Origin of the sequence: Microbacterium sp. 1262 (assembly GCF_040544895.1) — a bacterium.
GTDB lineage: Bacteria > Actinomycetota > Actinomycetes > Actinomycetales > Microbacteriaceae > Microbacterium > Microbacterium plantarum.
In genome coordinates this window covers 114,550-141,369 of sequence record NZ_JBEPKU010000001.1, presented here as the reverse complement: position 1 = coordinate 141,369, position 26,820 = coordinate 114,550, and the positions used below count along the sequence as shown (strand labels likewise).

At 71.1% G+C, this 26,820-nt stretch carries 19 protein-coding genes; 7 read left to right on the top strand and 12 right to left on the bottom strand.

All coding sequences use genetic code 11. The features are described from left to right. Positions 1–48 precede the first annotated feature (48 nt). From ABIC53_RS00635 to ABIC53_RS00615, 5 genes are all read right to left on the bottom strand, one after another. Entirely contained in the window at positions 49–4,626 is a 4,578-nt protein-coding gene (locus tag ABIC53_RS00635) for a type VII secretion EssC family protein (RefSeq protein ID WP_354449964.1), read from the bottom strand. A gap of 41 nt (positions 4,627–4,667) precedes the next feature. Then, entirely contained in the window at positions 4,668–6,107 is a 1,440-nt protein-coding gene (locus tag ABIC53_RS00630; RefSeq protein ID WP_354449962.1) for an RDD family protein, read from the bottom strand. Between the two features lie 94 nt (positions 6,108–6,201). After that, positions 6,202–7,806, bottom strand: a complete 1,605-nt coding sequence (purH, locus tag ABIC53_RS00625) for a bifunctional phosphoribosylaminoimidazolecarboxamide formyltransferase/IMP cyclohydrolase (RefSeq protein ID WP_112617475.1) — start codon at positions 7,804–7,806, stop codon at positions 6,202–6,204. A 39-nt stretch (positions 7,807–7,845) separates the two neighbouring features. Beyond that, positions 7,846–8,460 carry a phosphoribosylglycinamide formyltransferase gene (purN, locus tag ABIC53_RS00620; RefSeq protein ID WP_354449960.1) on the bottom strand — a complete coding sequence of 205 codons (615 nt, stop codon included), beginning with the start codon at positions 8,458–8,460 and terminating at the stop codon, positions 7,846–7,848. Between the two features lie 4 nt (positions 8,461–8,464). Then, positions 8,465–9,751 (bottom strand): cell division protein PerM, encoded by a 1,287-nt coding sequence (locus ABIC53_RS00615; protein ID WP_354449958.1) that lies wholly within the window; start codon positions 9,749–9,751, stop codon positions 8,465–8,467. A gap of 79 nt (positions 9,752–9,830) precedes the next feature. Between ABIC53_RS00615 and ABIC53_RS00610 the strand changes: the two genes are divergently transcribed. Next, positions 9,831–11,267: an NCS2 family permease gene (locus tag ABIC53_RS00610; RefSeq protein WP_269267966.1), complete on the top strand. Its 1,437-nt coding sequence runs from the start codon at positions 9,831–9,833 to the stop codon at positions 11,265–11,267. A 93-nt stretch (positions 11,268–11,360) separates the two neighbouring features. Here ABIC53_RS00610 and sucD read toward each other — a convergent pair whose 3' ends face one another. From sucD to ABIC53_RS00590, 4 genes are all read right to left on the bottom strand, one after another. After that, positions 11,361–12,263 carry a succinate--CoA ligase subunit alpha gene (sucD, locus tag ABIC53_RS00605; RefSeq protein WP_112617478.1) on the bottom strand — a complete coding sequence of 301 codons (903 nt, stop codon included), beginning with the start codon at positions 12,261–12,263 and terminating at the stop codon, positions 11,361–11,363. A gap of 27 nt (positions 12,264–12,290) precedes the next feature. After that, entirely contained in the window at positions 12,291–13,457 is a 1,167-nt protein-coding gene (gene sucC, locus ABIC53_RS00600; RefSeq protein WP_354449955.1) for an ADP-forming succinate--CoA ligase subunit beta, read from the bottom strand. Between the two features lie 133 nt (positions 13,458–13,590). After that, positions 13,591–14,193 (bottom strand): response regulator transcription factor, encoded by a 603-nt coding sequence (locus ABIC53_RS00595; RefSeq protein WP_274178975.1) that lies wholly within the window; start codon positions 14,191–14,193, stop codon positions 13,591–13,593. Then, positions 14,190–15,434 carry a sensor histidine kinase gene (locus ABIC53_RS00590; protein WP_354449953.1) on the bottom strand — a complete coding sequence of 415 codons (1,245 nt, stop codon included), beginning with the start codon at positions 15,432–15,434 and terminating at the stop codon, positions 14,190–14,192. The genes ABIC53_RS00595 and ABIC53_RS00590 overlap by 4 nt, the downstream gene beginning before the upstream one ends. 112 nt (positions 15,435–15,546) lie before the next feature. Here ABIC53_RS00590 and ABIC53_RS00585 point away from each other — a divergent pair, with 112 nt between their 5' ends. Both ABIC53_RS00585 and ABIC53_RS00580 read left to right on the top strand, forming a co-directional pair. Continuing rightward, the gene (locus ABIC53_RS00585) at positions 15,547–16,047 is read left to right on the top strand and encodes a small multidrug efflux protein (RefSeq protein WP_282501432.1); all 501 of its coding nucleotides are present in this window, start codon (positions 15,547–15,549) and stop codon (positions 16,045–16,047) included. Positions 16,048–16,109: 62 nt separating this feature from the next. Beyond that, complete coding sequence (locus tag ABIC53_RS00580) at positions 16,110–17,804, top strand: long-chain-fatty-acid--CoA ligase (RefSeq protein ID WP_274178978.1); 1,695 nt, start codon at positions 16,110–16,112, stop codon at positions 17,802–17,804. A 9-nt stretch (positions 17,805–17,813) separates the two neighbouring features. On the opposite strand, the gene ABIC53_RS00575 is transcribed toward ABIC53_RS00580, so the two are convergent. Then, positions 17,814–19,334: an FAD-dependent oxidoreductase gene (locus ABIC53_RS00575; RefSeq protein WP_274178979.1), complete on the bottom strand. Its 1,521-nt coding sequence runs from the start codon at positions 19,332–19,334 to the stop codon at positions 17,814–17,816. A 61-nt stretch (positions 19,335–19,395) separates the two neighbouring features. On the opposite strand from ABIC53_RS00575, the gene ABIC53_RS00570 reads away from it, so the two are divergent. Then, positions 19,396–20,061 (top strand): TetR/AcrR family transcriptional regulator, encoded by a 666-nt coding sequence (locus tag ABIC53_RS00570; protein ID WP_112617601.1) that lies wholly within the window; start codon positions 19,396–19,398, stop codon positions 20,059–20,061. A gap of 46 nt (positions 20,062–20,107) precedes the next feature. Then, positions 20,108–21,355, top strand: coding sequence for an acyl-CoA dehydrogenase family protein (locus ABIC53_RS00565; protein WP_354449950.1), 1,248 nt, complete (start codon positions 20,108–20,110; stop codon positions 21,353–21,355). A gap of 18 nt (positions 21,356–21,373) precedes the next feature. On the opposite strand, the gene ABIC53_RS00560 is transcribed toward ABIC53_RS00565, so the two are convergent. Together ABIC53_RS00560 and ABIC53_RS00555 are read right to left on the bottom strand one after the other, a co-directional pair. Further along, positions 21,374–22,354 carry a COG1470 family protein gene (locus tag ABIC53_RS00560; RefSeq protein WP_274178981.1) on the bottom strand — a complete coding sequence of 327 codons (981 nt, stop codon included), beginning with the start codon at positions 22,352–22,354 and terminating at the stop codon, positions 21,374–21,376. A 74-nt stretch (positions 22,355–22,428) separates the two neighbouring features. Further along, positions 22,429–24,300, bottom strand: coding sequence for an alkaline phosphatase (locus ABIC53_RS00555; protein WP_274178982.1), 1,872 nt, complete (start codon positions 24,298–24,300; stop codon positions 22,429–22,431). Between the two features lie 219 nt (positions 24,301–24,519). Here ABIC53_RS00555 and ABIC53_RS00550 point away from each other — a divergent pair, with 219 nt between their 5' ends. After that, positions 24,520–25,677: an AI-2E family transporter gene (locus ABIC53_RS00550; RefSeq protein ID WP_274179039.1), complete on the top strand. Its 1,158-nt coding sequence runs from the start codon at positions 24,520–24,522 to the stop codon at positions 25,675–25,677. Between the two features lie 9 nt (positions 25,678–25,686). After that, complete coding sequence (locus tag ABIC53_RS00545) at positions 25,687–26,730, top strand: ATP-dependent DNA ligase (RefSeq protein WP_274178983.1); 1,044 nt, start codon at positions 25,687–25,689, stop codon at positions 26,728–26,730. Positions 26,731–26,820: the final 90 nt, after the last annotated feature.

Genomic DNA, 26,820 nt, shown 5'->3' with positions numbered 1-26,820 from the left:
CGCCCGCAGTGGCTGGCGACGCGCGGACCCGCCCCGACGACATCCGACTCAGCGGATGGTCTCGGTGACGGTGTCGGTCGACACGGCCTCCCCCGCGCCCGCCGCGACCGGACGAGACGCCGCGACGGTCTCGGACTCCACCAGCGGCATCTGCACCGTGACGGCACGACCGGCCTGCACGAAGATGCCGCGGCCCTCGGGGAAGTCGCTGCGCTTGACCTTCGGGAACGGCACCTTGAACACGGCGTCGCCGTCGAAGGCATCCGGTTTGAGGATGACGCCCTTGCGCCCGCCCTTGAAGTCGCCGACGAGGCCGAATCCGCTGGTCACCTGCGTGACGTCGGCGTCGCCGATGAGCAGGTGGTCGCTGCGGTTGACCGCCTGGAACAGGGCCTTCAGCGGGCGCTCCGCCGGCGAGTCGGCGAACTGCGGCACGTCTTCGACGACGATGAGGATGCGGCGCCCGAGGGTCTCGTCGGCGACGAGCTCGGCCAGCTCGGTGGCGAGCTCCTTCGCGTCGTCGGGCGTCGTGGCACTGCGCACCCACGGCGCGAAGTCGCGCAGCTGCGAGCGCCGGCCGCCGAAGTGGAACAGCGTCACCTCGGGGTCGAGGCGCGTCATCGACGTGATGATGGCCTTCATCGCGGTCGTCTTGCCCGCCATCGGCGGGCCGGCCACGACGAACGTTCCCACGGGGTCGAACTCGCGCGCAGCCAGGGTGTCTTCCGCGACGCCGAGCACCGGGAACTCGCCGATGCGGTCGGGAAGGTCCGCGGGCGCGAGACGCGTCGGCAGCGACCCGATCTCCGCGACCTCGCGCACGCCGCGCGATCGCAGCTCGTCGGCGAGCTGACCGAGCAGCTTCGTCTGCTCCGCGACGTTCGGCGTGCCGCCGAGGACGGCGATCTGCGTCTCGAAGCCGTCGACGATCGCCCGCCCGGGCGCGGAGCGCTCGTCGAGGACGTCCTTCGGCGCGTTCAGCAGCGCGTAGGCGTTCTCGTCCGAGAGTCGCAGCACGACGCGGCGCGAGATGTTCGAGCTGACCGCCGTCGGCACCGAGCCGGAACGGTCGGCGGTGGCCACGACGTGGACGCCGAGCGGACGTCCCTCGCCGAGGATCCGCATGAACGCCTGGTAGAACGGCATCCGCGCCGTGGTGGATTCCCACTCGGCCCGGAACTGCGGCAACCCGTCGAGGAGCAGCACGATGCGCGCCTCGTCACGGCCGGTGAGCTCGCGGTACTCCGCGATGGTCGACGCGTTGGCGGCGCTGAAGCGCTTGCCCCGGTCATCGAGCACCTTCCCGAGCGAACGCATGATGCGCTGCACGCGCTCGGCGTCGTCGCCGGGGATCACCGAGCCGACGTGCGGCAGGATCTCGAGGCTCTTGAGCGACCCCGAGCCGAAGTCGAGACCGTAGACCTCGATGTTCTCGGCACGGCGGCCCGTCGTCGCGGCGGCGATGGCGATCGTGCGGAGGACGGTGGACTTGCCCGAGCCGCTGGTGCCGTACACGAGCAGCGAGCCGTCGCGGTCGGGCTCGAAGTAAACGGCCTCTTGCAGCTGGCGTTCGGGGATGTCGCTCTTGCCGATGAGGATCGACCCGGCGCGACCCGCGGGCAGCGAACGGATGTCGACGGTGGTCTCGAGGTCGTCGAGCCAGGGCCGACGGGGTGCCGGGATCGCCGCTCGGTTCGCGGCGGCGACGAGGGTGGCGACGATGCGCTTCTGGTCGTTGGGTCCGGGATCGACCTCGGCGGCCGGGTCTTCGGGCTTCTCGTCGACCTCCCAGCGCTGCACCGACCCGAAGCGGAGCTCCGCGACGCTGACGTCGGCGGCGACGACCTCATCGGTGCTCCAGCCACCGGCATAGGCCGACTGGAAGGGAACGAGACGGCCGGGGCCGGTCTTGGCGATACCGCGGCCGGGGATGCTGGGGTCGAATCGGGCCGCCACGGGGTCGTCGACGACGTCCTTGGAATCCGACTCGTCGGCCATGCGCAGGGCGACGCGGAGGTTCGTGTTGGCGCGGAGGTTGTCCTTGATGACGCCGGCGGGACGCTGCGTCGCCATGATGAGGTGGATGCCGAGCGAGCGACCGCGCTGGGCGATGTCGACGACGCCGTCGACGAACTCCGGCACCTCGCCCGCGAGCGCGGCGAACTCGTCGATCACGAGCACGAGTGCGGGCGGCGTCTCGGGGTCGCGACGCTTCTCGAGCTCGAGCAGGTCCTTCGCCTTCTTGCGGTTGAACAGGTGCTCGCGGTGGTGCAGCTCGGCCCGGAGGCTCGTCAGGGCGCGACGGACCAGGTGCGGGCTCAGGTCGGTGACGAGGCCGACGGTGTGCGGCAGCTCGACGCAGTCGGCGAAGGCCGATCCGCCCTTGTAGTCGACGAAGAGGAAGGTGACGCGGTCGGGGCTGTGGGCCGCGGCCATGCCGAGCACCCACGCCTGCAGGAACTCCGACTTGCCGGCGCCCGTCGTACCGCCGACGAGGGCGTGCGGCCCCTGCGTCCGCAGGTCGAGCGTCATGGCGTCGGTCGCACCCTGGCCCACGATGGCGCGCAGGTTGCCGGCCTTCTTCAGCCGCGGCAGCGCTCCCCCGCTGCGGTCGAGGATCGTGTTGTTCTCGCGCCAGCGCTCGACAGCGAATGTCGGGTCGGAGGCGAGCTCGGAACCGACGAGCGAGAGGAACATCACCGAGTTCGGGATGTCGGAGGAGTCCTCGATGATCGTGCTGGCATCGGCCACCGGAGCGAGTCGCTTCGCGAGCACCGTCATGAGCTCGTTCGAGACGCCCTCGACCTCTGTGACGGGGTACTCGACGCCGCTGCGGACGGTTCCCACACGCGCCGCGCCGAGTCCCGCCGACACGTCGACGAACGTGCGGCACACGGCGGGCAGTGCGTCGACGACGGGCGCGACGAAGATGCCGTAGACACCGACGTCGGCGCCGCGCTCCAGCACCTGCGTGAGACGGGCACGATCGACCGGCGCGTCGGAGGTGACGATGACGAGCACCGCGGTCTGCCCCGGGAAGGTCGCCTCTTCGGCGGCGCGACGGACATCGGTGCCGTAACGCATCGGGTCCCAGTCGTCGTCGAACGGCAGACGGGGCGCGGCTGCCGCCTTCGATCGCCGCATCACGAGCTCCTCGAGCCCGGACAGCAGTGCGGCGCCGGTGGAGGCGGAATCCGACAGCGGCATGTCGCGGAACGGGCTGCGCTCGCTCGAGGTGTGCGGCAGCCACTTGAGCCACTCGAGCTCCTTCGCCCACTCGGGCTCGGTCAGCGCGACGGCGGCGAGATCGTTCGGGGAGTGCAGCCCGAACAGCTGCACGGCCAGCCCGCGGAGGGCATCCGCGGCCTCGCGTGCGCCGCCGGCGACGCCGAGCACGCCGACGCTCTGCAACGACTCAAGGACGGGGACGCCGTCGATCATCCGGTAGCGCTCGCGCAGCCGGTCGACGCGCTCGACGTACTCCTGCAGCGCATCGGGGTTCTCAGCACGCTTGACGCTCGTGCGTGAAGGAGCCTCGGAGGTGCCCATCCGCACCGAGAGGAAGTTCCAGTGCTCGGGGCGCCGCGTCCACAGCATCGGGCCGAGCTGCATCGACTGCTCGAAGACCACGGCGACGGGCGGGACCTCGGCGTTGCGCACCTCGCGCTCACGCGGCCGCAGCCGGTACAGCTTCTCCTCGAGCTCCTCGAAGGTGCGCTCGAAGATCTCGACCTCTTTGCGCTGACGCTGGCCCAGCTGCGTCCGCTGCGAGATGAAGTTTCCGAGCAGCATCATCGGCGTCATGAAGACGATGAGCAGCGTGCGCGGCTGGTTGGTGATCGAGAACATCGCGATGCCCAGGATGAGGGGCGCGATGAGCATCGGCCATGGGAAGAGGCGCGACACCGGATCTTTCGGCATCCGCGGCTCTTCGAGCTCTTCGCCGACGTAGCGCGCCTCGACCCGCGGGCTGCGGTTGAACAGGAGACTGCCGCCCCGCTCGAGCACAGGATCCTGCTCGACGGGGGCGAAGCTCTCGACCATCGAGATGACGAGCTCGGTGTCGCCGAGCTGGAACCGCTGGCCGGGGATCACGCGCAGGCGCTGCACGAGACCGCCGTCGATGACGATTCCATTGGCGGAGTTCAGATCGACGAGCTCGACGGATGCCCCGATCTCGATGCGCGCGTGACGCTTGGACACCAGCCGGTCATCGAGCACGATGTCGTTGCCCTGCGAGCGGCCGATCGTGAAGTGGCCCTGCGGGAGCGAGAACTCGCGTCCCGCAAGCGGCCCGCCGACCACGTGGAGGATCGCGGCGACGGGGCCGCCGGCACCGCGGGTGGCGACGTAGTCCGCTCCGAGGTTCGTCACGGTGGCAACGAACCCCGAGCCGATCGGAGCATCGCTGACGAGCATGTTCGGGTCGAGCATGACGAAATCGGGCGACGTCGGCGGCGCCACCGTCAACGTCAGGACATCCGAGTCGCCCGCGGCGACTTCACGTCGCGGGTCGCTGTCGACGATCCGACGCGCGACGTCGTGCACGGTGGCGGTCGAGTCGGACGTGACGACGATGTCCGTCCCGGTGTGATCGCGGCGCTGCAGAGTCAGCTTGAGTCTCATCGAGGTTTCCTGTCAGCCGTGCGACGTCGGTCGGCGGGGAGTCAGCGGATCGCGACGACCGCGGAGCGGTCGCCGAAGCGGATGGTGTCGCCGTCGCGCAGCTCGACGGGCTGGCCGGGGACGAGGACCTGCTCTCGGGCGCCGCGCACGAGAACGCTTCCGTTGGTCGAGCCGCGCTCGACAGCCACGACTCGGCCGCCGGAGCGAAGGAGCGCCCAATGGGTCTTCGAGATCGAACGCGTGTGGTCCACGACCGGAACGGGTGAGACGTCCACATCGTCGGGACCGGTTGCCGGGGCCCGGCCCAGAACGACGCCCCCGCCCGGCACCGCGATCGTGTCGCCCGAGTCGAGCGTGAGCTCGACGACCGCGGACGGCGCGGCGACCCGCTCGGCGGCGGGAACGGGTGCCGGGGCCGACACAGCGGGCGCAGCCGGGGCAGGGGCAGCCGGGGCAGGCGAAGCCGGGGCAGGCGGCGCAACGGGCTCTTCGAGCAGCGACGGCGGCGTCCACGGCGCCGCGCCGGCGGCGGGAGCGACGATCGCCCCCGGAGCAATAGCACCGGGCGTGGGTGCGCCGGCAGGCACTCCCGGCGCTGCGGGCGGCGGCGACGCCGCGGGCATGCCCGGTGCGGGTGCAACGAACGGCGCCGGCGCGACCGTGGTGGGGATGCCCGGGCGTTCCTCCTCCTCGACGGCATCCGTCTCGCCGATGATTCCGCTGCCGGGTGCGGAGCGAACGGCTCCGAGCACACCGCCCTTGTTTCGCGCGAGCGGAACGTACGACCCGGTGCCCGCCGAGGCGACGGGTGTCGCGAGCGACGGCAGCTCCGTCTTCACATCGAGCAGGTCCGTCGCGACCGTCTTCCTCGCGATGCGCATGCGCTTGTCGTCGTACGGGTTGAGCCCGCGCTTGATGTCGACGAGCCAGACGGCGGCCGCGAGATCGGGCCAGCTGCGGCCTCGCCGGTTGGGGTCGAACAAGGGCGAGAGCGCGATGACGAGCAGGGGGCCGAGAATCGGGACGATCATGCTCGCGCAGAGGACGAGGTAGCGCACGACAGCGCCTCGCCAGAAGCCGGGACGCTCCAGCGTGCGGACGTTCACGGCGCGCAAGCCCGTCAGCGCCTTGCCCAGAGTGACTCCACGGCGGCCGAGCAGGATGAGCTGGGTGAGGACGAAAGCCGTCGACAGACCCGAGCTCACGGCCGCGAGGATGATCAGCAGCAGCAGATCGTCACGGGCGCCGAGCGCCTCGACGGGCTCGGCCGCCAGAGCGATGCCGCTCAGCGCCGGAACCACGAAGACGAGCAGCGGCGACTGGATCAGGAGCAGGACCAGCGCTTCGATGGCCGTGGCCAGCACGCGCCGGCCGAACGGTGCTCGGCGCAGTCCGAGAGACGCGGCGTACTCCGGCCTCGGTCGGCCGTCCGCATCGAGCCCCTCGATCGTCCGAGCGCGCTCATCGATCTCCCAGATCACTCGTTCCTCCTCGAAACGATCCACACCCGAAGCGACCCTATCGCCCGTTCCGGGCCCGCCGATCACCTCTTGACTCGGCCGACCCCGCTCGGCGTCAGTGGAAGAAGTGGCGCTCGCCCGTGAAGAACATCGTCACGCCCGCGGCCTGGGCCGCATCGATGACCTCCTGGTCGCGCACCGAACCGCCGGGCTGGATGATCGTCTTGATCCCCGCGTCGATGAGGACCTGCGGGCCGTCGGCGAAGGGGAAGAAGGCATCGGATGCCGCGACCGAGCCGGCCGCCCGCTCTCCGGCGCGCTCGACGGCGAGGCGGCACGAGTCCACGCGGTTGACCTGTCCCATGCCGATGCCGACCGTCGCAGACCCCTGAGCGAGCACGATGGCGTTCGACTTGACGGCACGGCACGCCTTCCACGCGAAGATCATCCCCTCGAGCTCGGAGGGGTCGGGACGCTCCCCCGACACCAGCTGCCAGTCCGTGGCGACCGACTCGATGTCATCGGGGAAGCGGTCGGCGTCCTGCAGCAGCAGCCCGCCCGAGACGAGCCGGACGTCCATGCGCTCCTGACGCCAGTCGGCGGGGAGCCGCAGCACGCGGAGATTCTTCTTCAGCTTGAACACCTCGAGCGCGGCGGGCTCGAAGTCGGGAGCGACGATCACCTCGGTGAAGATGTCGCGCAGGTTCTCGGCCATCTTGAGCGTGACGGTCCGGTTGGCGGCGATCACCCCGCCGAATGCGGACACGGGGTCGCACTCGTGCGCGCGCAAGTGCGCGGATGCGATGGGGTCGAGCGCCTGCGGTGCGGTGACGGCGATGCCGCACGGGTTCGCGTGCTTGATGATCGCGACGGCGGGCTTGACCATGTCGAACGCGGCGCGCAGTGCGGCATCCGCGTCGACGTAGTTGTTGTACGACATCTCCTTGCCCTGCAGCTGCTCGGCCTGAGCGATGCCGTGGCCTCCCGCGCGCGTGTAGATGGCGGCGCGCTGATGCGAGTTCTCTCCGTAGCGCAACGTCGCCAGACGCTCGGCGCGGATCGTGAGGTGCTGCGGCAGCTCGTCGCCCTCGAGGGTCGACTCGGCGAACCACGTCGCGACGGCCCGGTCGTACTCCGCCGTGTGCGCGAAAGCGCGGGCAGCCAGGTCGCGGCGCTGCGCGAGGCTCGTGCCGCCGGCGGAGACCGACTCGATGATGGCCGGGTACGACGAGGGCGAGACGACGATCGCGACGTTGGCGAAGTTCTTCGCCGACGCGCGCACCATCGCGGGCCCGCCGATGTCGATCTGCTCGACGACGTCGTCGGGCGCAGCGCCCGAGGCCACCGTCTCGACGAAGGGGTACAGGTTCACGACGACGAGGTCGAACGCCGAGATGCCGAGCTCTCCGAGCTGGGCCTCATGGCTCTCGAGTCGCAGGTCGGCGAGAAGACCGGCGTGAACGCCCGGGTGCAGCGTCTTCACTCGCCCGTCGAGCGACTCCGGGAACCCGGTGACCTCGGCGACATCGGTCACGGTCAGGCCCGCATCGCGGAGCAGCGCGGCCGATCCACCGGTCGAGACGATCTCGACACCGGCATCGGCGAGAGCCTGTGCGAGCGGCAGAAGATCGGTCTTGTCGCTCACCGAGATGAGCGCTCGGCGGACGGCGACGAGGTCGCGCGCGCGGTAGAGGGCGGGGTCGTGGCTCGGTCCGGCCATGGCGGTTCTCCTCGGGTGCGGTGTGGGGCCTGCGGTGCGTCAGGCGGTCGGAGCGGTCGGGTTCGGGGATGCGGGCGCGGCGAGGTCGATCTCGCCGGTGGCGATGCGCCGCACGACGTCGATGAGCAGTCGGCGTTCGACGGGCTTGATGCGCTCGTGCAGCGACGACTCGTCGTCGGAGGGGAGCACGGGCACGCGCTCCTGGGCCAGGATCGGCCCGGTGTCGACGCCCGCATCGACGACGATGACGCTTGCCCCCGTCAGCTCGGCACCGGCTGCGAGCGCATCACGTACGCCGTGAGCGCCCGGGAACTCGGGCAGATACGCCGGGTGGGTGTTGATGATGCGGGGCGACCACGCGTCGACGACCGCGGCAGGCAGCAGTCGCATCAGCCCGCTGAGCACGATGAGGTCGGGGGCCCAGGCCGCCAGCTGGCGAGCGAGCTCGTCACCCCACTCCTCACGCGTCGCGTACTCGCGGAACGGGACCGCGAAGGTCGGGATGTTGTACGCGTCGGCATGAGCGAGACCGTCGGCGGGCCGGTCGGCTCCGACGACCACCACGCGGGCGGGGAAGTCGGGCTCGGCCGCGGCGTCCAGGAGGGCCCGCAGGTTCGACCCGCCACCGGAGATGAGGACCGCGACCGTCAGCACCGTCCTACTCTACCCACGCCTTTCCGGCGGTCTGAGCCGGGTGTTCGGCATCGGCTGCCGAGGGGGCGTCGCGCCCGGGTTCGCGATGCGATGACCGCGGGCCGAGGAGGGCGATCGCGGCACCGATGCCGACCTCGACCGCGAAGGCGAGGCCGACGGCGCCCGCGGACGGGCCGATCTGGTCGAGCCGGTCAGGACCGAACGCGCCGGATGCCGACATCGACAGCACCGCGACGGCGAGACCGCCTCCGACCGCCAGAATCGCGGCGGCGATGAGCCGGGGCGCGACGGGCTCGGCGGCGAGAGCGGATGCCGGCGCCGGAAGCCTGCGCCGTGCCGCCGCCCCGGCGACGAATCCCACCGCGACGAACAGCAGCGCCGCGAGCAGCAGCATCGGCGGCGTCGCCGGCGGGACGGCTCCCAGCACGGGGATACCGGGGATCACACCCAGCTGCGTGCCGGAGGCGGCGACCGTCGAGCCGGCGCCGAGCGAGAACCCGGGGCCGGCCGCGAACGCGCCGCCCCACACGAAGAAGGTCGGCAGGTACGCCGCCTGGCCGATGGTGATGACCGTCGCGCCGATCGCGTCGACGTTGGCCGCCTGGAAGAGCGCCACGATGTCGCCGCCGCGGACGAGCATGGCGACGCCGACGAGGAGGGCACCGACCGCGACGAAGCCGAGAACGGCGATCGCGAGGCCGCGAGCCCCCGCCGATACCACGGCGGCATGACCGCTGCGGTCGAGCCGCACGAAGAGCGAATCGACGGGGCCGTCGTCGCCGTCGCGCCACGCGCGGGTCACGGAGCCGACCAGGGCCGGCACCGCGAAGACGGCGGTGGGCAGCAGGACGGCCTGCCAGGTCTCGACGACGGCGTACGGAGTCGAGGCTGTCGCGGCGAGGATGGCCGAAACGACGGCGACGGTCGATGCCCCCGTGAGCACGCCCGTGAACCCAGCTCCCGCGCCGGCAGCGCGCGATCCCGACCGCGCGGCGAAAAGCGCGATGAGCAGCGCCACGGCGAGGGGCGCGAGCGAGAGCGAGAACGACATCGCGTCGGCGCCGATACCGGTTCCCACCGTGTACTCCTGCGGCAGCGTCACCTGCAGCGGCACCAGGTTCCCGAACTGCCAGAGGCGCACCGACGCGGGCCAGAGCGACGACCAGTCGGCTCCACCACCGAAAGCGACGGCCCAGAGGACGGTCAGCGGCGCCAGGGCCGCGGCAACGCCGACGGCCACCGCGACGAGGGCGTCGAAGGCGGAGAGGAGGGCGACGAGCAGGCGATTCATGCCTGATCGACCCTACCCAGCGAGCCTGTGCGTGTCGGGCGGACGCGCGCGGGGCGCTACCGTCTTCTCGGAGGATTTTGTGAACACTACGCAATCGCGCGCGCCCCAGGGTGCCATCGACCGCTTCTTCGACATCAGCCGACGCGGCTCGACGATCGGCACGGAGGTCCGCGGCGGCCTCGTGACCTTCGTCACGATGGCCTACATCGTGATCCTGAACCCGATCATCCTGTCGGGCAAGCCGGATGTCGCGGGGACCACCCTCGACTTCGCGGCGGTCAGTGCCGCGACCGCTCTGACCGCGGGTGTCATGACCATCCTGTTCGGTCTCATCACGCGTCTGCCCTTCGCCTTCGCCGCCGGCCTGGGCATCAACGCCTTCGTCGCGTTCGGGGTCGTCGGCGAGGTCACGTGGGCAGAGGCGATGGCGCTCGTCATGATCAACGGCGTCATCATCGTGCTGCTGGCGGCCACCGGCCTGCGCAAGCTCATCTTCGACGCGGTGCCCGTGCAGCTGAAGCTCGCGATCACGGTGGCCATCGGCCTGTTCATCGCGTTCATCGGCTTCGTCAACTCCGGGTTCGTGACCTCGACCGGACAGGCCTCTCCCCCGGTCGGTCTCGGCGTCGGCGGGTCCGTCGCGTCGGTGCCGACCCTGATGTTCGTCATCACCCTCCTGCTGACCGGCATCCTCGTCGCTCGCAAGGTCAAGGGCGGCATGCTCATCGGCATCGTCACGGGCACGGTCCTGTCGATCGTCGTCGAGGCGATCTGGCACCTCGGCGCGGCCACCGAGAACCCCGGCGGGTGGGGACTGACCGTCCCGGCCCTCTCCGGCTCGCCCGTCAGCGTCCCCGACCTGAGCCTCATCGGCGCAGTCGACTTCGGGTTCGACCTCGGCAAGGTGAGCATCGTGACCCTCGTCATGCTCGTCTTCACCCTCGTCTTCTCCAACTTCTTCGACGCGATGGGCACCATGACCGGACTCGCGAAGGAGGCGAACCTCGCCGACGCGAAGGGCGACTTCCCGCGCATCAAGTCGGCGCTGATCGTCGAGGGCGTCGGTGCGATCGCGGGTGGCGCGACGAGCTCGTCGTCGGCCACGGTCTTCGTCGAGTCCGGCTCGGGCATCGGCGAGGGCGCGCGCACGGGCCTCGCCAACGTCGTGACGGGCCTCGTCTTCCTGCTGGCGATGTTCTTCACGCCGCTGACCTCGATCGTGCCCACCGAGGTCGCCGCGGCGGCACTGGTCATCGTCGGAGCCATGATGCTGTCGCAGATCGCGCACATCGACCTGACCGACTTCCGCGTCCTGCTGCCGGTGTTCCTCACGGCGACCGTCATGCCGCTCACCTACTCGATCGCCAACGGCATCGGTGCGGGCTTCATCTCGTGGGTGCTCGTCAACGCTCTCTCGGGCCGCGTCAAGCAGATCAGCCCGCTGCTGTGGGTCGTCGCCGGCGGATTCGTGATCTTCTTCGCCCGCGGGCCCCTCGAGGCGCTCCTCGGAGTCTGACCCGACCGCGGCACGCCGCCGCCGGGCGCAGCTCCGGAGAACAGCGAAGGGGCGGATGCCGCAGCATCCGCCCCTTCGTCGTATCCCGAAGCGTCAGAGCTTCTCGATGATCTCCCGCATGAGCGCGGCGGTCTCGGAAGGCGTCTTGCCGACCTTGACTCCGGCGGCCTCGAGGGCCTCCTTCTTCGCCTGCGCCGTGCCCGCGGAGCCGGAGACGATGGCGCCGGCGTGGCCCATGGTCTTGCCCTCGGGGGCGGTGAAGCCCGCGACATAGCCGACGACCGGCTTGGAGACGTGCGCCTTGATGTACTCGGCCGCGCGCTCTTCGGCGTCGCCGCCGATCTCGCCGATCATGACGATGGCCTTCGTCTCGGGGTCGGCCTCGAACGCCGCGAGGGCGTCGATGTGCGTGGTGCCGATGATCGGGTCGCCGCCGATGCCGATGGCGGTCGAGAAGCCGAGGTCGCGCAGCTCGAACATCATCTGGTAGGTCAGGGTGCCCGACTTCGATACGAGGCCGATCGGGCCTTTGCCCGTGATGTTCGCCGGCGTGATGCCCGCGAGAGCCTCGCCGGGCGTGATGATGCCGGGGCAGTTCGGCCCGATGATGCGGGTCTTGTTGCCCTTCGACTTCGCGTAGGCCCAGGCCTCGGCCGACTCGCCGACGGGCACGCCCTCGGTGATGACGACGAGGAGGGGGATCTCGGCGTCGATGGCCTCGACCATGGCGTCCTTGGTGAACGCGGGCGGCACGAACGCGACCGAGACGTCGGCGCCGGTCTTCTCGATCGCCTCGGCGACCGATCCGAACACGGGCAGCTCGACGGCGTTTCCGTCGGCATCGGTGTGCGAGACGGTGGTGCCGGCCTTGCGGGCGTTGACGCCGCCGACGATGTTGGTGCCCGCCTTGAGCATCAGCGCGGTGTGCTTGGTGCCCTCACCGCCCGTGATGCCCTGGACGATGACCTTGGAGTCCTTGTTGAGGTAGATAGACATGTCGTTGGTCCTTTTCGCGTCCGGAGCTCAGGCGTTCGCCAGCTCGGCGGCCTTGTCGGCGCCCTCGTCCATACCGGCGGCGAGGGTCACGAGCGGGTGGTTCGCGTCGGCGAGGATCGCGCGGCCCTCGTCGACCTGGTTGCCGTCGAGACGCACGACGAGCGGCTTGGTCGCCGAGTCGCCCAGGATCTCGAGGGCCTTGACGATGCCCTCCGCGACGGCGACGCACGACGTGATGCCGCCGAAGACGTTGACGAAGACGCTCTTGACCTGCTCGTCGCCGAGGATGACGTCGAGACCCGAGGCCATGACCTGGGCGTTCGCGCCGCCGCCGATGTCGAGGAAGTTGGCGGGCTTGACGCCGCCGTGCTTCTCACCGGCGTAGGCGACGACGTCGAGGGTCGACATGACCAGACCCGCACCGTTGCCGATGACCCCGACCTGACCGTCGAGCTTGACGTAGTTCAGGCCCGACTCCTTGGCCTTGGCCTCGAGCGGGTCTGCGGCGCCCTTGTCCTCGAGCTCCTCGTGCTCGGGGTGGCGCACTTCGCTGGCGTTCTCGTCGAGCGAGACCTTGCCGTCGAGAGCGACGATGTCACCGGCGCCCGTGCGGACGAGCGGGTTCACCTCGACGAGGGTCGCGCCCTCGCCCTTGTAGACGTCGTAGAGCTTGACGAACACGTCCGAGACCTTCTCGACGAGGTCGTCGGGGAAGTTCGCGGCGCGGGCGATCTCGACGGCCTTGGCCTTGTCGATGCCTTGCAGCGGGTCGACCTCGATGCGCGCGAGCGCCTCGGGACGCTCGACGGCGAGCTCCTCGATCTCCATGCCGCCCTCGACCGAGCACAGGCTCAGGTACGAGCGGTTGGCGCGGTCGAGCAGCACCGAGAAGTAGAACTCCTCGGCGATGTCGGCGCCCTGCGCGATCATGACGCGCTGGACCACGTGGCCCTTGATGTCGAGGCCCAGGATGGCCTCGGCTGCGGCGTATGCCTCGTCGGGGGTCTTGGCGACCTTGACGCCGCCGGCCTTGCCGCGACCTCCGGTCTTGACCTGAGCCTTCACGACGACGACACCGCCGATCTTCTCGGCCGCCGCCTTCGCCTCCTCAGGGGTGTCGGCGATGATGCCGGCGAGCACCGGCACCTCGTACTTCTCGAACAGGTCTCGGGCCTGGTACTCGTAAAGGTCCACTGCAATCCTTCGCTGGGCGACGGTGGGTGATGGGCGTGAAGAATCTCGATGTCGAGAGATCGCCCGATCGGAAAGCCTACTACCCGCGCCTGACGGCCCCGTGCCCGCGCCCCGCCGAACGGAGGGGGCGGTGTCAGATCCAGCCGCGCTCGCGCGCCATGATCGCCGCCTGCTGCCGGGTGGCGAGATGGAGCTTGCCCAGCACCGACGAGACGTGGTTGCGGACCGTGCCCGCCGACAGATGCAGCGTCGCCGCGATCTCGGCGATCGTCTCGCCTCGGGCACCTGCCCGCAGCACGTCGAGCTCCCGATCGGTGAGGGGGCTCCGCTCGTCGCTGAGGGCATCGGCGGCGATCTCGGGGTCGACGTAGCGTCGCCCCGCGGCAACCTCGCGGATGACGGCGGCGACGTCGTCGGCGCGGCGGGATTTCGGCACGAAGCCGTCGACGCCGGCGCTCAGCGCGCGTCGCAGCACGCCCGGCCGCGCGTGCCGTGTGACGACGACGCAGCGCGCCGGAACCCGCTGCCGGATGCGGGCCGCCGCCTCGACCCCGTCGATGCCGGGCATCTCGAGGTCGAGCAGGCAGACGTCGGGACGCAGCTCGAGCGCCTGTTCGACCGCGCTCTCGCCGTCGCGGCATTCGGCGATCACCTCGAGGTCGTCCTCGAGCCGGAGCAGCGCGGCGAGGGCCGAACGGATCATGTCCTCGTCGTCGGCGATGAGCACCCGGATCACCGCGGCATCCCCTCGCCCGCTTGCTCCCGCCTCGCGGCGGCCGCGGGGGCTTCCGCGGGTACCGAGACGACGACCTCGAACCGGTCGTGCTCGCGGCGGGTCCGCAGATCGCCGCCGGCCACCCCGACCCGGTGCGAGATGCCCGCGAGGCCCGAGCCAGCGCCGAGCGACGACGTCGGACCCGGGTCGTTGGCGAAGATGACACGCCAGAATCCGCCGTCGCGATCGAGCCGCACCTCCGCCCATCGGCCACCGCCGTGCTTGAGGACGTTCGTCGTGCACTCCCGGATCACCGGCCCCAGCAGGTCTGCGGGGGCGAGGACGGCGTCGGCGGCCACGTCCGACCGCACCGCGAGTCCGGCCGCGCGCAGCAGATCGGCGGCGTTGGCCAACTCATCGGGCAGGGGCACGCCGCGGAAGCGTCCGGCGAGTTCTCGGGTGCCCGTTCGCGCCGCGTCGACGGAGGCGCGGGCCAGGCGGATCTGTTCCCCCGCGGCATCCGGATCCCGGGCGAGCATCCGCTCGGCGAGCTCCAGCTGCAGCGCGATCACCTGCAGGTGGTGCCCCTGCAGGTCGTGCAGCTCCCCCGCCAGGCGCAGCCGCTCCTGCGTCGCGGCGAGGCGCGACTCGGTCGCACGCGCACGATCGAGCTCGAGCACCACGTCCCAGGACCACAGCGACAGAGCGATGGATGCCGGCAGAGCGACACCGAAGACGAGGAGAGCGAATGTCAGCGAGCCCGCACCCTCGAGACGGGCACGCTCGGCGAACCAGAGCGCGACGAGGGCGGCCTCGACGAGGATCACGCCGCGCCACCGGATGCCGGGCCCCCAGCGCACCAGGCACAGGATGGTCGCCAGGACCGAGGCCCCGAACAGCACCGACACGGTCGCCGCGCCGAGCAGCACCGATCCGCCCGTCCCCAGCAGAACCGGCCACGACAGGAAGCGGCGCAGGCGAGGCGGGCGATCCGCTTCCCCCACATCGCCGTCGGCTCGGTATCGAACGAGCAGCACGACCGTCGACACCAGGACGGCGATCGATCCGACCGCGTATCCGACGATCACTGCCGGATCCTCCAGGCGGGTGCGGACCAGCAGTGCCCACAGGCTCCAGATGCCGAGCGCCGAGATCATGAAGAAGACGATGGACACAGCGATGTACCACGAGGTGGCCACGACCTCGCGGGCGAGCGTCGTGCTGCGCGGCGCGGCTGCCGGGCGAGGGTCGCGGTCGTTCACGAGGCCCACAGTACGGCCATGACGTTTGTCACGGTCCGGGTCGCAGAACCTCCCGGACTCCGGTGACGCCCCGGCACTCCCGTGAGCGTCGGGCCGCCGCTGGGATGGATCCATGACCAATCCCTTCGCAGACCTCATCCTCGGCTTCCAGGACCTCGTGGCCCGGATGCCCGACATCCTTCAGCCCGTCATCGTCGCCCTCGCCGGCGCTGTGCCTTTCATCGAGGGCGAGGGCGCCGCGGGCATCGGCATCATCGGCGGCATCCACCCCGTCGTCGCCGCGCTGGCCGGCGCCATCGGCAACTTCGTCTGCGTCGCGGTCGTCGTGCTCGTGGCCGCTCGTGTCCGCACGGCCGTGACGACGCGCGGCGGGGCACCCGAGAAGCCGAAGTCGGCCCGAAGCGAGAAGTTCCAGAAGGCGTACCACCGCTACGGCACCCCGGGCGTGAGCCTGCTCGGTCCGCTTCTGCTGCCCACGCAGTTCACCGCCGCCGCCCTGACCGCCACCGGAGTGCCCCCGCGCACCGTCCTGCTCTGGCAGGGAGCGGCGATCGTGATGTGGACGACGATCATCACGCTGTTCATCACCGGAGTGCTCTACGTCGCCACCTGACGCGCACGCAACCCCCAGGCCGTATTCAGCGGCGGGCATGCCGCGGAATGCAGGATGGGGACATGACCGCCCTCGAGTCCCGCCCGTGGCTGTCGGCCTACGCCGACGGCGTCCCCGCCGAGATCGACGAGGTGACGCAGACCCTGCCGGAGATGCTCGCCGCGACCGTCGAACGGCACGGCAATCGGACCGCTCTGGAATTCTTCGGCGCCACCATGACGTATCGCGAGCTCGGCGCGAACGTCGACCGGGCCGCCGAGGGGCTGCGCCGGCTCGGGGTGACCGCGGGCGACCGGGTGGCGATCGTGCTGCCCAACTGCCCGCAGCACGTCGTCGCGTTCTACGCGGCGCTGCGCCTCGGCGCGATCGTCGTCGAGCACAACCCGCTCTACACGGCCCGCGAGCTGCGCCACCAGTTCGAGGACCACGGCGCGCGCTTCGCCATCGTGTGGGACAAGACCGTCGACACCATCGCCGACTTCCCGACCGATCTGCGCGTCGAGCGCATCATCAGCGTCGACGTCACCGAGGCGCTCCCCCGCGGCAAGCGGATGCTGCTCCGGCTGCCGATCGCGAAAGCACGGGAATCGCGCGCCCAGCTGACCGCGAAGCCGCGGACCAAGGATGCACTGCCCTGGCCGAAGCTCGTCGACCACCGCCCCCTGTCGCGTCGTGTGGCGGGACCGGCCCTCGACGACACGGCGTTGCTGCAGTACACCAGCGGCACGACCGGCATCCCCAAGGGCGCCGTCCTGAGCCACCGCAACCTGCGGGCCAACGCGATGCAGGGGCGCGCGTGGGTTCCCGGGCTCGTCGAGGGCGAGGAGACGTTCTACGGCGTCCTGCCGCTCTTTCACGCCTACGGCATGACGCTCTGCCTGACCTTCGCGATGAGCATCGGAGCGAAGCTCGTGCTCTTTCCGAAGTTCGACGTCGGCCTCATGGCGGATGCCGCGAAGAAGAGCCCGCCGACGTTCCTCCCCGCCGTGCCGCCGATCTACGACCAGCTCGCCCGCGCAGCATCCCGCGGCACCATCGACCTCTCGCGCGTGCGGTTCGCGATCTCGGGAGCGATGAGCCTGCCGGTCGCCACCGTCCGCCGCTGGGAGGACACCACGGGCGGGCTCCTCGTCGAGGGCTACGGCATGACCGAGTCCTCCCCCGTCGCGCTCGGCAATCCCATGGGTCCCTCGCGCCGCCCCGGCACGGTGGGGGTGCCGTTCCCGAGCACGGACATCCGCATCGTCGACCCCGACGACCCGTCGGTCGACCGCGAACCGGGCGAGGAGGGCGAGCTGCTCCTGCGCGGTCCCCAGGTGTTCTCGGGCTACTGGCGCCGCCCCGCCGAGACCGCCGACGCGCTGCTGCCCGGCGGCTGGCTGCGCACCGGAGACATCGCCGTCGTCTCGCCCGACGGTTTCGTCACGATCGTCGACCGGCTCAAGGAGCTGATCATCACCGGCGGGTTCAACGTCTCGCCCAGCGAGGTCGAAGACACCCTGCACGCGCACCCCGACGTGGAGGCGGCGGCCGTCGTCGCGGCTCCCCGCTCATCCGGTGGCGAGGAGGTCGTCGCCGCGGTCGTGTTGCGCGAGGGCGCTTCGCTGGACGTCGAGGGGCTCCGCGACTTCTGCCGGACGCGTCTGGCCGCGTACAAGGTCCCGCGCCGCATCGTCGCGGTCGACGACCTGCCCCGGTCGCTCATCGGCAAGGTGCTGCGACGTCAGGTGCGCGAACAGCTGCTCGCGCGGGACTGACCTCTCGGGTCAGCGCAGACGTCGCAGGCCCGTCGAGGCGGGACCCTCGATGCGCTCGCCGTCGGGGGTGAAGCGCGACGCGTGCAGCGGGCAGTCCCACGTGCACTCGAGGTCGTTCCACTCGAGCACACCGCCCATGTGCGGGCAGATCGCGCTGACCGCCCGCGTCTGACCGTCGACCGTCGAGACGCCCACCGGCCGGGCGTGGTGCTGCGCGACGGTCCCTTCGCCTTCCGCAGGCTGCGCGACCGGGGTGGACCGGGCCAGCGCCGCGGTCCAGCCCTGCGCGGCGACGGCTCCGACCTTCGCGTTCTCGGAGACCCCGCGCGCCAGGTCTGCGGGCACCGTCAATCGCGTTCCGATGACCGTCATCCAGGTCGGCCGCTCGCGCATCTTCTCGCCGCGCAGTTCGCTGGCGATCCGCAGGGCCGCTGCCGGCGCGTTCGTGAGCCCCCACTTGGCGTAGCCGGTCGCGAAGCGCACGCGACCGAGCGAGCGCGGCATCGAGCCGATGAACGGCACGAGGTTGTGCGAGGTGTAGTCCTGCGCCGACCAGCGGTGGGTCTCCGCGCCCACCGGGAACGTGTCCCGGGCCCACGCGATGAGCTCGTCGAGTTTCGCGAGCTCGCTGTCGGTCCGGCCGACCGGGTGTCCGGCGCCGCCGACGATGAGCTGCGGTGACCGCTCCGGGCCGGCACCGTCGGCGGCCGTCGCGGTGCGCACCGACCGGGTGGGACTGTCGGCCGACAGGTACATGCCGTCGGGCACCTCGCCCTCGAGATCGAACGACACGCACGCCGATCGCATCCCGCTCACCTTGGCGAAGTAGAGCCCCCGATCGGTGATGGGGGCGCCCGTGGCGAGCACGATCTTCCCGGCGAACAGCGGGCCCGCCTCGGTGTCGACCCGCGGCCTCGGCACGACCCGCACCCGGCTCACCGCCGTGCCCAGGTGGAGCCGACCTCCGGCCGCGACGAACGCGGTCGCCAGTGCCGCCAACAGGCTCATGGGGTCGATCGCGCGCTGATCATCCAGAGCGACGGCGCTGGCCATGTGGACGGGACTGGCGGCGAGCTCGTCGGCGCCCGCGAGCCGCACGTCGAGGCCCGCCTCCCGGGCCGCCCGGTACTCCTCGGTCACGGCCGCCACGCCCTCAGCCCCCTGCGCATGCGTGTACGCGGTTCGGGTCGTGGTCGAGACCCCGAGCTCGTCCGCGGCGCGGGTGATCCACTCGAAGCCGTCGCGGTTCGCGTCGACGTAGGCCCGGACGAGGGATGCCGGGTGGTGCCGGCGGAGCGATGACAGCGTCGCGCCCTGCAGAAGCGAGATCTTGCCGGTGTTCGAGCCCGAGGCGAGCTCGCCGATGCCGCCGCGCTCGACGATCGCGACATCCATGCCGCTCCGGACCAGCTCGAGGGCGGTGGCGAGGCCGGTCAGCCCCGCGCCCACGATGATCACGTCGTGGCGTCGACCGGGTTCGAACGGCGTTCCGGCGGGCACGGTGACGTCGGACTTCCAGAGCGCGGTCATCTTCGCAGTCAACGCCGAGCGCCGGACGGCGGCAAGCGACTTGACACTAGGCTCGGTGCCCATGACCGAGGCCTCCCGCACCCCCGGCGACCCTCTGGTGGCCGCGGCCGTCGCGATGTTCGACGAGCAGGGGTACGAGCGCACCTCGGTCGACGACATCGCGCGGGCGGCGGGTCTGTCGCGGTCGACGTTCTTCCGGCAGTACGGCGGCAAGGACGATGTGGTCTTCGCCGACCACGACGTGGCGATCGCGACGCTGCGCGAGCTGCTCGAGACGCCGCACGAGAGCCCCTGGCGGGCCGTGTGCGACGCCGCCCTCGCGGCCTTCGACCATTTCGCCGCCGATGTCGAGCTGGCGCGACGCCGGTATCGCGTGGTGCGGGGTGTCCCGGCGCTGCGCGAGCGCGAGATCGTCATGGTCTTCCGTTACGAGCGGCTCTTCGGCGACCACCTGCGCGAACGCCTGCCCGACCTCGATGCCGCCGAGGCCGTCGCCTTCAGCGCTGCGGTGACCGCGGTGCACAACCATGTCCTGCGCCGCCTCCTGCGCGGCGACGACGCCGTCACGCGAGCCACGGTGGAAGCCGCGCTGGACGACCTGCTGCATCGCTTCGGCGTGCACCCCGACGGTCAGGCGCCCGCCGCCGACGACGTCGTGGTGGCCGTCTTCCCCCGCCGCATGCCGCTCGCCGAGGTCACCCGCCGTCTCCGCGCCGATCTCTCCTGAGTGCAACCGGTGACACTCAGTGCCATTCGGGGCGATACTGGATGTCATGAGCGATGAAGCCGACCGTGATCTCGACGCGCTCCCCGGCGAGCGCGTCGCCTCGTATGTCCTGACGGGACGCCGCGACTCCGACTATTACGGCGTCTTCGCCGACGTCGACGACGAGGACCGGGCCGCCTGGAACCGCGCCCGCGCCTTCGTCGACGAGGTGGGCGACCGGATGCAGCAGGCCTGGGACTCCGCGATCTACCCGCTCGACCTCGTCCGGCGGATGGGTGAGCTCGATCTCTTCGTCGACGGCATCGAGCATGCGGACCTGACGCGCATCACACCGCTCGGGGCGGGCCTGGTGACGATGGAGATCTCACGCGGCGACGGCTCGCTCGGCACGGCGCACGCGGTGCAGGGCGGGCTCGCGCTGCGCACCCTCGCGCTGTTCGGCTCGCCCGCCCAGCAGGAACGCTGGCTGCGCCCCCTCGCGACAGGCGAGGTGCTGGGCAGCTTCGCCCTCACCGAGCCCGACCACGGCTCCGACTCGGTCTCGCTCGAGACCGTCGCCCGCCGCGAAGGCGACGAGTGGGTGCTCCGCGGCGCCAAGAAGTGGATCGGCAACGGCGCCTCGGGCGGCATCACGTTCGTGTGGGCACGCGTCGACGATGAGGGCGATGATCTGCACGGCTCGGTGCGCTGCTTCCTGGTCGAGCAGGACCGCCCGGGCTACACCGGCACCGTCATCGCGGGCAAGGCTTCACTGCGCGGCATCCACCAGGCTCACGTGGCCCTGCGCGACGTGCGGGTTCCGGCCGACGCGGTGCTGGAGGGCACGAGGTCGTTCCGGGATGCCTCGACCGTCCTCTACGCCACCCGTTCGGGGGTCGCGTGGTCGGCGCTCGGCCACGCGACCGCCTGCTACGAGGCTGCGGTCACCTATGCCGGGGAGCGCATCCAGTTCGGGCGGCCGCTCGCCCGTTCGCAGATGGTGCAGGAGCGCCTCGCGCAGATGCTCGACGAGCTCACCGCGATGCAGCTCTACTGCCGCCGCCTCGCCGACCTCGAGACCGCCGGCGGCCTGCGCCCGACCCAGGCCTCCCTGGCGAAGTACCACAACACCCGCGCCGCACGGCGGATCGCCCAGGTCGCGCGCGACCTGCTCGGCGGCAACGGCATCCTGCTCGAGAACGGGGTCATGCAGCACATGGCCGACATCGAGGCGATCCACACCTACGAGGGGACCGAGAGCGTGCAAGCGCTGTTGCTCGGCCGCGACATCACCGGCGTCGGCGCGTTCACCTGATCCGCGGTGGGCGGCGGCTCAGCGCGCGCGCCGGCGCAACACGATGACCGCCACGAGCGCGATGATTCCCGCGCCCAGCGCGACGACCGCGATCGACGACCAGGGCACGGCCGGCGTCGAGAACCCCGAGGATGCCGCTTCGGGCAGCGGCACGCGATCGTCGCCGAGCGAGATCGGGGTCACCGCGACCTCGCCGGCGGCGAAGAACAGCGGCGTAATCGGCAGCTCGATGCGCTGCGTCGCCGATCCGCCGGGCAGCACCTCGAGCGCTTCACCGGCACCCCTGCCCGGCATGAGCCCCAGCGGCCCCGCGGCCTCGGCGGCGGCGCTCGCCCCGAACCGGACGTTGCCGGTATTGGTCACCTGATACTCGACCGTCAGGGTCCCGGGCGCGAACGGAATCCACGACGGTGTGAAGCTCGCCGTGGCGGCGTCGATCCGCAGCGCGGGGGCGATCTCGCCGGCAACCTGCAGGTGCACGCGCACGCCGACGCGGTGCGTCACCGTCACACCCGTCTCGTCGGTGCTGAGTCCGGCGACGATCCCCGCGGGATGATCGCCCGGCGTCGCGTCCGCCGGAACGGCGATCGTCACCGGCAGCACCCGGGTCTCGCCCGCCGCCAGGGCCAGCGACCCCCCGTCGAGCCCGCCGACATCGATCCACGCGCCGCCCGCCTCCGGCTCATCGGTGCGGACGTCGTAAGCACCGTCGGTGCCGACGAGCCCGTCACCGGCGGAGACGGCGAAGACGGCGGGTTCGGCGGAGTGGTTGGTGACCGCGACGGCGTCGGTGATCGCGGCGCCCGGGTCGATGGTGTGCCGCAGCGACACCCGGCCGTCGGGTCCCGCAGCGTCGGCGGGGACGACCCCCCACTCGATCGCGGGGGACTCCGGCGCGGCAGCCGATGCCGGGACGACGGTGAGCGAAGCGGACGCCGTGAGCGCGACGAGGACGCCGGTCGCCAGCAGCACGGCACGGACGAGAGGGATGCGGGGCATGGTGTCTCCGGTGAGCGTGGGCGGGGACGGGCGGGAGCCCGCCCCCGCCGATGGGGGTGTGCTGCGCGGGACGCTCAGTCCTGCGCGAACAGGGTGAGCGTGATCTCGCTGCCGTACCGACCGCCAGCTGCCTCGGCGGGGATCGACAGGTCGAGATCAGCGCCCACGACCGTCGCGCCCAGGCGCGAGGTGCGGTCCGCAGCCGCCAGAGTCGCGGGAGCCTCGAGGGTCGCGCGCCCGCCCGCGGCGGCGCCCGACTCCGACCGGATCACGCGCGGCGTCCAGGCGAGGTTCTCCGCCGCGAGCGTGCGGTTGCCCGCGACGAAATCGGTCGCGGAGCCCGCGAGCGTCCAACCGCGTCCCTGAGCGCGGACCTCATTGCGCGTGTCGGCGACCGTCACGAGCGGCAGAGTGGCGTCGAGCCCCTCCCCCGAACCGCTGAACGACACCCGCTCGCCGTGGCCGGCGACGCTCAGGCGCAGGGCCCCCTCCGCCTGATGTCCCGCGACCGTGGCCTCGAGCGCCACCGCATCCGCCGAGCTGCGCTCGCCGTGTCCGAGGAAGTCGAAGATCGTCTCGCCGATCGCGGTGTTGTCGAGATAGGCGCCGCGGACGACGTCCCACTGATCGGCGCGCGCCTCGAGCACCTCGGCCCCGGCGCCCTTGGCGAAGAGCGGAACGAGCGCGTTGGTGTGTCCACCCGAGTGCCAGGTGAGGTCCGGCAGCTGACCCGCCGTTCCCGACATCGGCGTCCATCCGGCCTCGGGACCGGCGCCCGCACCCGCGAGGTAGCCGGTCTCGTGGTCTGCGGTGACGACGACGAGCGTCTCGTCCCAGCTGCTGTTCTCCTCGACCCACGCCTCGACGGCCTCGACGGCGTCGTTGAAGGCGATCTGCTCCTCGATCAGGCGCGTGGTCTGGTTCGCGTGGCCGGCCCAGTCGACCGCCCCACCCTCGACCATGAGGAAGAAGCCCTCGTCGCCCGTGTCGAGCACGTTGAGCGCGCCGCGAGCGAGCGTGTCCAGGTCGGGGACGTCGTTCGCGGGATCGGTGTACGGCAGCACGGCATCGTTGGCGAGACCGGGACGGTTGTACTGCAGCGTCTCGGCCACCTGCGCGAGGCCGAACACCTTCTCGGGGACGGCGGTGCCTGCGGCGAGAGCTTCGAAGTCGGCTCTGTCGTCGATGAAGCTGTAGGGCGTGGCGCCCGTCGACACCCGCTCGTAGTCGTTCTGCGCGATCCAGGTCCAGTCGGCGGCACGCGACTGGTGTCCGTCGGTGTACATCGGGTGTCCGCCGCCCATGAGGACGTCCACGCCGCTGTCGATCATCTCCGCCGCCAGGCCCTGGTAGTCGTTGCGGTCGGCGTTGTGGGCGATGAAGCCCGCGGGGGTGGCGTGGTTGAAGGGCACGGAGGTGACGAGCCCGACCTTCTTGCCGACCTCCTGCGCCTGCTCGCCGACGGTGAGCAGGCGGTCCCCGCCCGGCTCGAAGCCGAGGGTCCCGTTGTTCGTCTTCACACCGGTTCCGAGCGCCGTGCCCGCTGCCGCGGAGTCGGTGGCGCCCGAAGCGACCCAGTCGAAGTCCCCCCACGCCTTCTCGGTGACGTACTCCGCCCGACCCGAGGCCGAGTAGTGCGACTGGGCGACCTGAACGGGCCAGGTCTCGTAGGCCTGACCGGGCGTGGCCGCCTCGTGCGCGATCGCGCCGGTCGCGGGATCGACGGTGACCTGGTGCGCGCTCGTTCCGTGTTCGTAGAGGCTCGCGGCGTCGAACTGGTTGTAGCCCGCGCCGTCCGAGATCATCAGGATGACGTTCTTCGGAAGGGATGCCGGGTCGGCCTCGGTCGCGCCCGCGGCGATGGCGGGTGCCGACGCGAGGGCGAGGCCGGTGACGATGCTCGTCGCCGTCAATGTGCAGGCGCGCGTGTGCGCTCTCCGTTGCATGGAGATCCTCTTTCGTATCTGGGGGGAGGTGCGAAAGCCGCCGCGTGCGGGCGGCCCTTCAACGGTGGTCGGCGCAGGTGTCCACCCGCCGACACCTGAGCGACGGGTCGGTGAACGGGAGGAGCCGCGGACGTGACCGCCGTCGCCGCTGCCCTGCCCCGCGAGCGCCTCGAGCGCAACCCCGCGTCAGGGGCGTCGCGGTCCGCTAGCGTCGTCGTCATGAGCCTGTTCCGACGGAGACCGCGGCCCGAGATCGTGCTGGCGGATGCCATCGACCGCGACGCCGAGCGACCTCCCGCAGGCCTGTGGGCCGACGGCTTCGGGCGGCTGGCCATCCGCGGAGTGCAGATCATCGTCCTGGTGATCCTCGCGATCGGCGTCGTCTACGTGCTGCGCCAGGTGTCGGTCGTCGCGATCCCCCTGATCCTCGCGCTCATCTTCGCGTGCGCGTTCGCGCCGGCCATGAGCTGGATGCGTCGGCACGGCGTGCCGTCGCTGCTGGCGACGATCATCACCCTGCTCACGATCGTGCTGCTGCTCAGCGGCCTCTCGTGGCTCATCGTGTGGGCGGTCCGCGACCAGTGGGACGACCTGTACTCCCAGGCCGAGGAAGGATTCCAGCAGCTCGTCGCCTGGGCGCAGACGCTGCCCTTCTCGATCGATCAGAAGCAGATCGACGAGTGGCTGGGCGCCCTCGGCGACTTCGTCACCAGCGCTCAGTTCGGATCGGGCGCCATAGCCGGCGTGAGCGCGGTCGCGACCTTCATCACCGGCGCGGTGCTGATGGTGGTGATCCTGTTCTTCTTCCTCAAGGACGGCCCGCGCATGTGGGAGTTCCTGCTGCGCCCGTTCCGCGGGGCGAACGAGCAGCGGGCTCGCCGTATCGGCGACAAGACGGTCGTGGTGCTCGGCTCCTACATCCGCGGCACCGCCGCCGTCGCCTTCGTCGACGCGGTCGGCATCTTCATCGCGCTGCTCGCCCTCCAGGTTCCGCTCGCCATCCCCCTGGCCGTGCTCGTCTTCCTCCTGGCCTTCATCCCGATCGTCGGTGCGACGCTCGCCGGCATCCTGGCCGCGCTCGTCGCACTCGTCGCGAACGGCCCGCTCAACGCGGTCCTCGTCGTCGGTGCCGTCGTGCTCGTCAACCAGCTCGAGGGCAACTTCCTGCAGCCGGTCCTCATGGGCCGCACGATGAAGCTGCACTCGTTCGTCGTGCTCGTCGCACTGACCGCCGGCACCGCGATCGGCGGCATCCTGGGCACCCTGCTCGCCGTCCCGATCACCGCCGTCGTGTGGGGCATCGTGCAGGTGTGGGACGGGCCGAACCTGCCCGCCCGCTGGGCCCGACCGAAGCCGCGCGAGCAGCTGCGCGCCTGAGGGACCGCGATGACGTACGACATCCCCGCCCCGATGCTGGCCAAAGCGGTGCCCGCCATTCCGGATGCCGGCCCCCGCGGCGCGGGGCTGTCGTTCGAGCCGAAGTGGGACGGGTTCCGCGCGATCGTCTCCTGGGTCGGCGAGAGGGTCGAGATCGGAAGCCGCGGTTCGAAGCCGCTCACCCGGTACTTCCCCGAGCTCGTCGACGCCTTCTCGAGGCTGCTCCCCGAGCCGTGCCTCATCGACGGTGAGATCGTCGTGGCCACCGACACCGGTGCCGGCCGGCGGCTGCAGTGGGAGGCTCTCTCGCAGCGGATCCACCCCGCGGCCTCGCGAGTGGCGCTGCTGAGCGAGCAGACACCTGCCATGTTCATCGCGTTCGATCTCCTGGCCCGCGGCGAGCGAGACCTGCAGGCCGAGCCCTTCTCGCGGCGGCGTGAGGAACTCGTCGAGCTGCTGCGCGACGTGCCCGATCCGATCCACGTGACGCGCGCGACCGACGACGTGCGCACCGCGCGTCGCTGGCTCGCGGAGTTCGAAGGCGCCGGCCTCGACGGCGTCGTCGCCAAGCCCGTGGATCAGCCCTACGCCCCGGGCAAGCGCACGATGCTCAAGATCAAGCATGCCCGCATGGCGGACGTCGTCGCGATCGGATACCGCATCCACAAGTCCGGCACCGGGGTCGGCTCACTGCTCGTCGGGCTGTACGGCGATGACGGCGAGCTGCACGGGGTCGGCGGGGTGTCCGCGTGGAGCGACAAGCGGCGCCGTGAGCTGATCGACGAGCTCGAGCCGCTGGTCGAGCGGGATGCCGCCGGGGCGGCGGTCACCGGCGAATCCGACCGCTCGCGCTTCGCATCGTCGAAGGATGTCTCATTCGTGAGGCTGCGACCCGAGCTCGTGCTCGAGGTGCGCTACGACCAGCTCGAGGGTCGGCGGTTCCGGCACACGGTCCAGTTCGAGCGCTGGCGCCACGACCGGGACGCCCGCTCGTGCACGTTCGACCAGCTCGAGACCGTCGCCGCCTACGACCTTGCCGACGTTCTGGACTGACGGCGGGCGAGGGGGCGACACCGGCCGTTCACGCCGCGGCCACCGATCGTTGCGCGCCGCTTCCTAGCGTGCGAGAGTCGCCCGCAACCC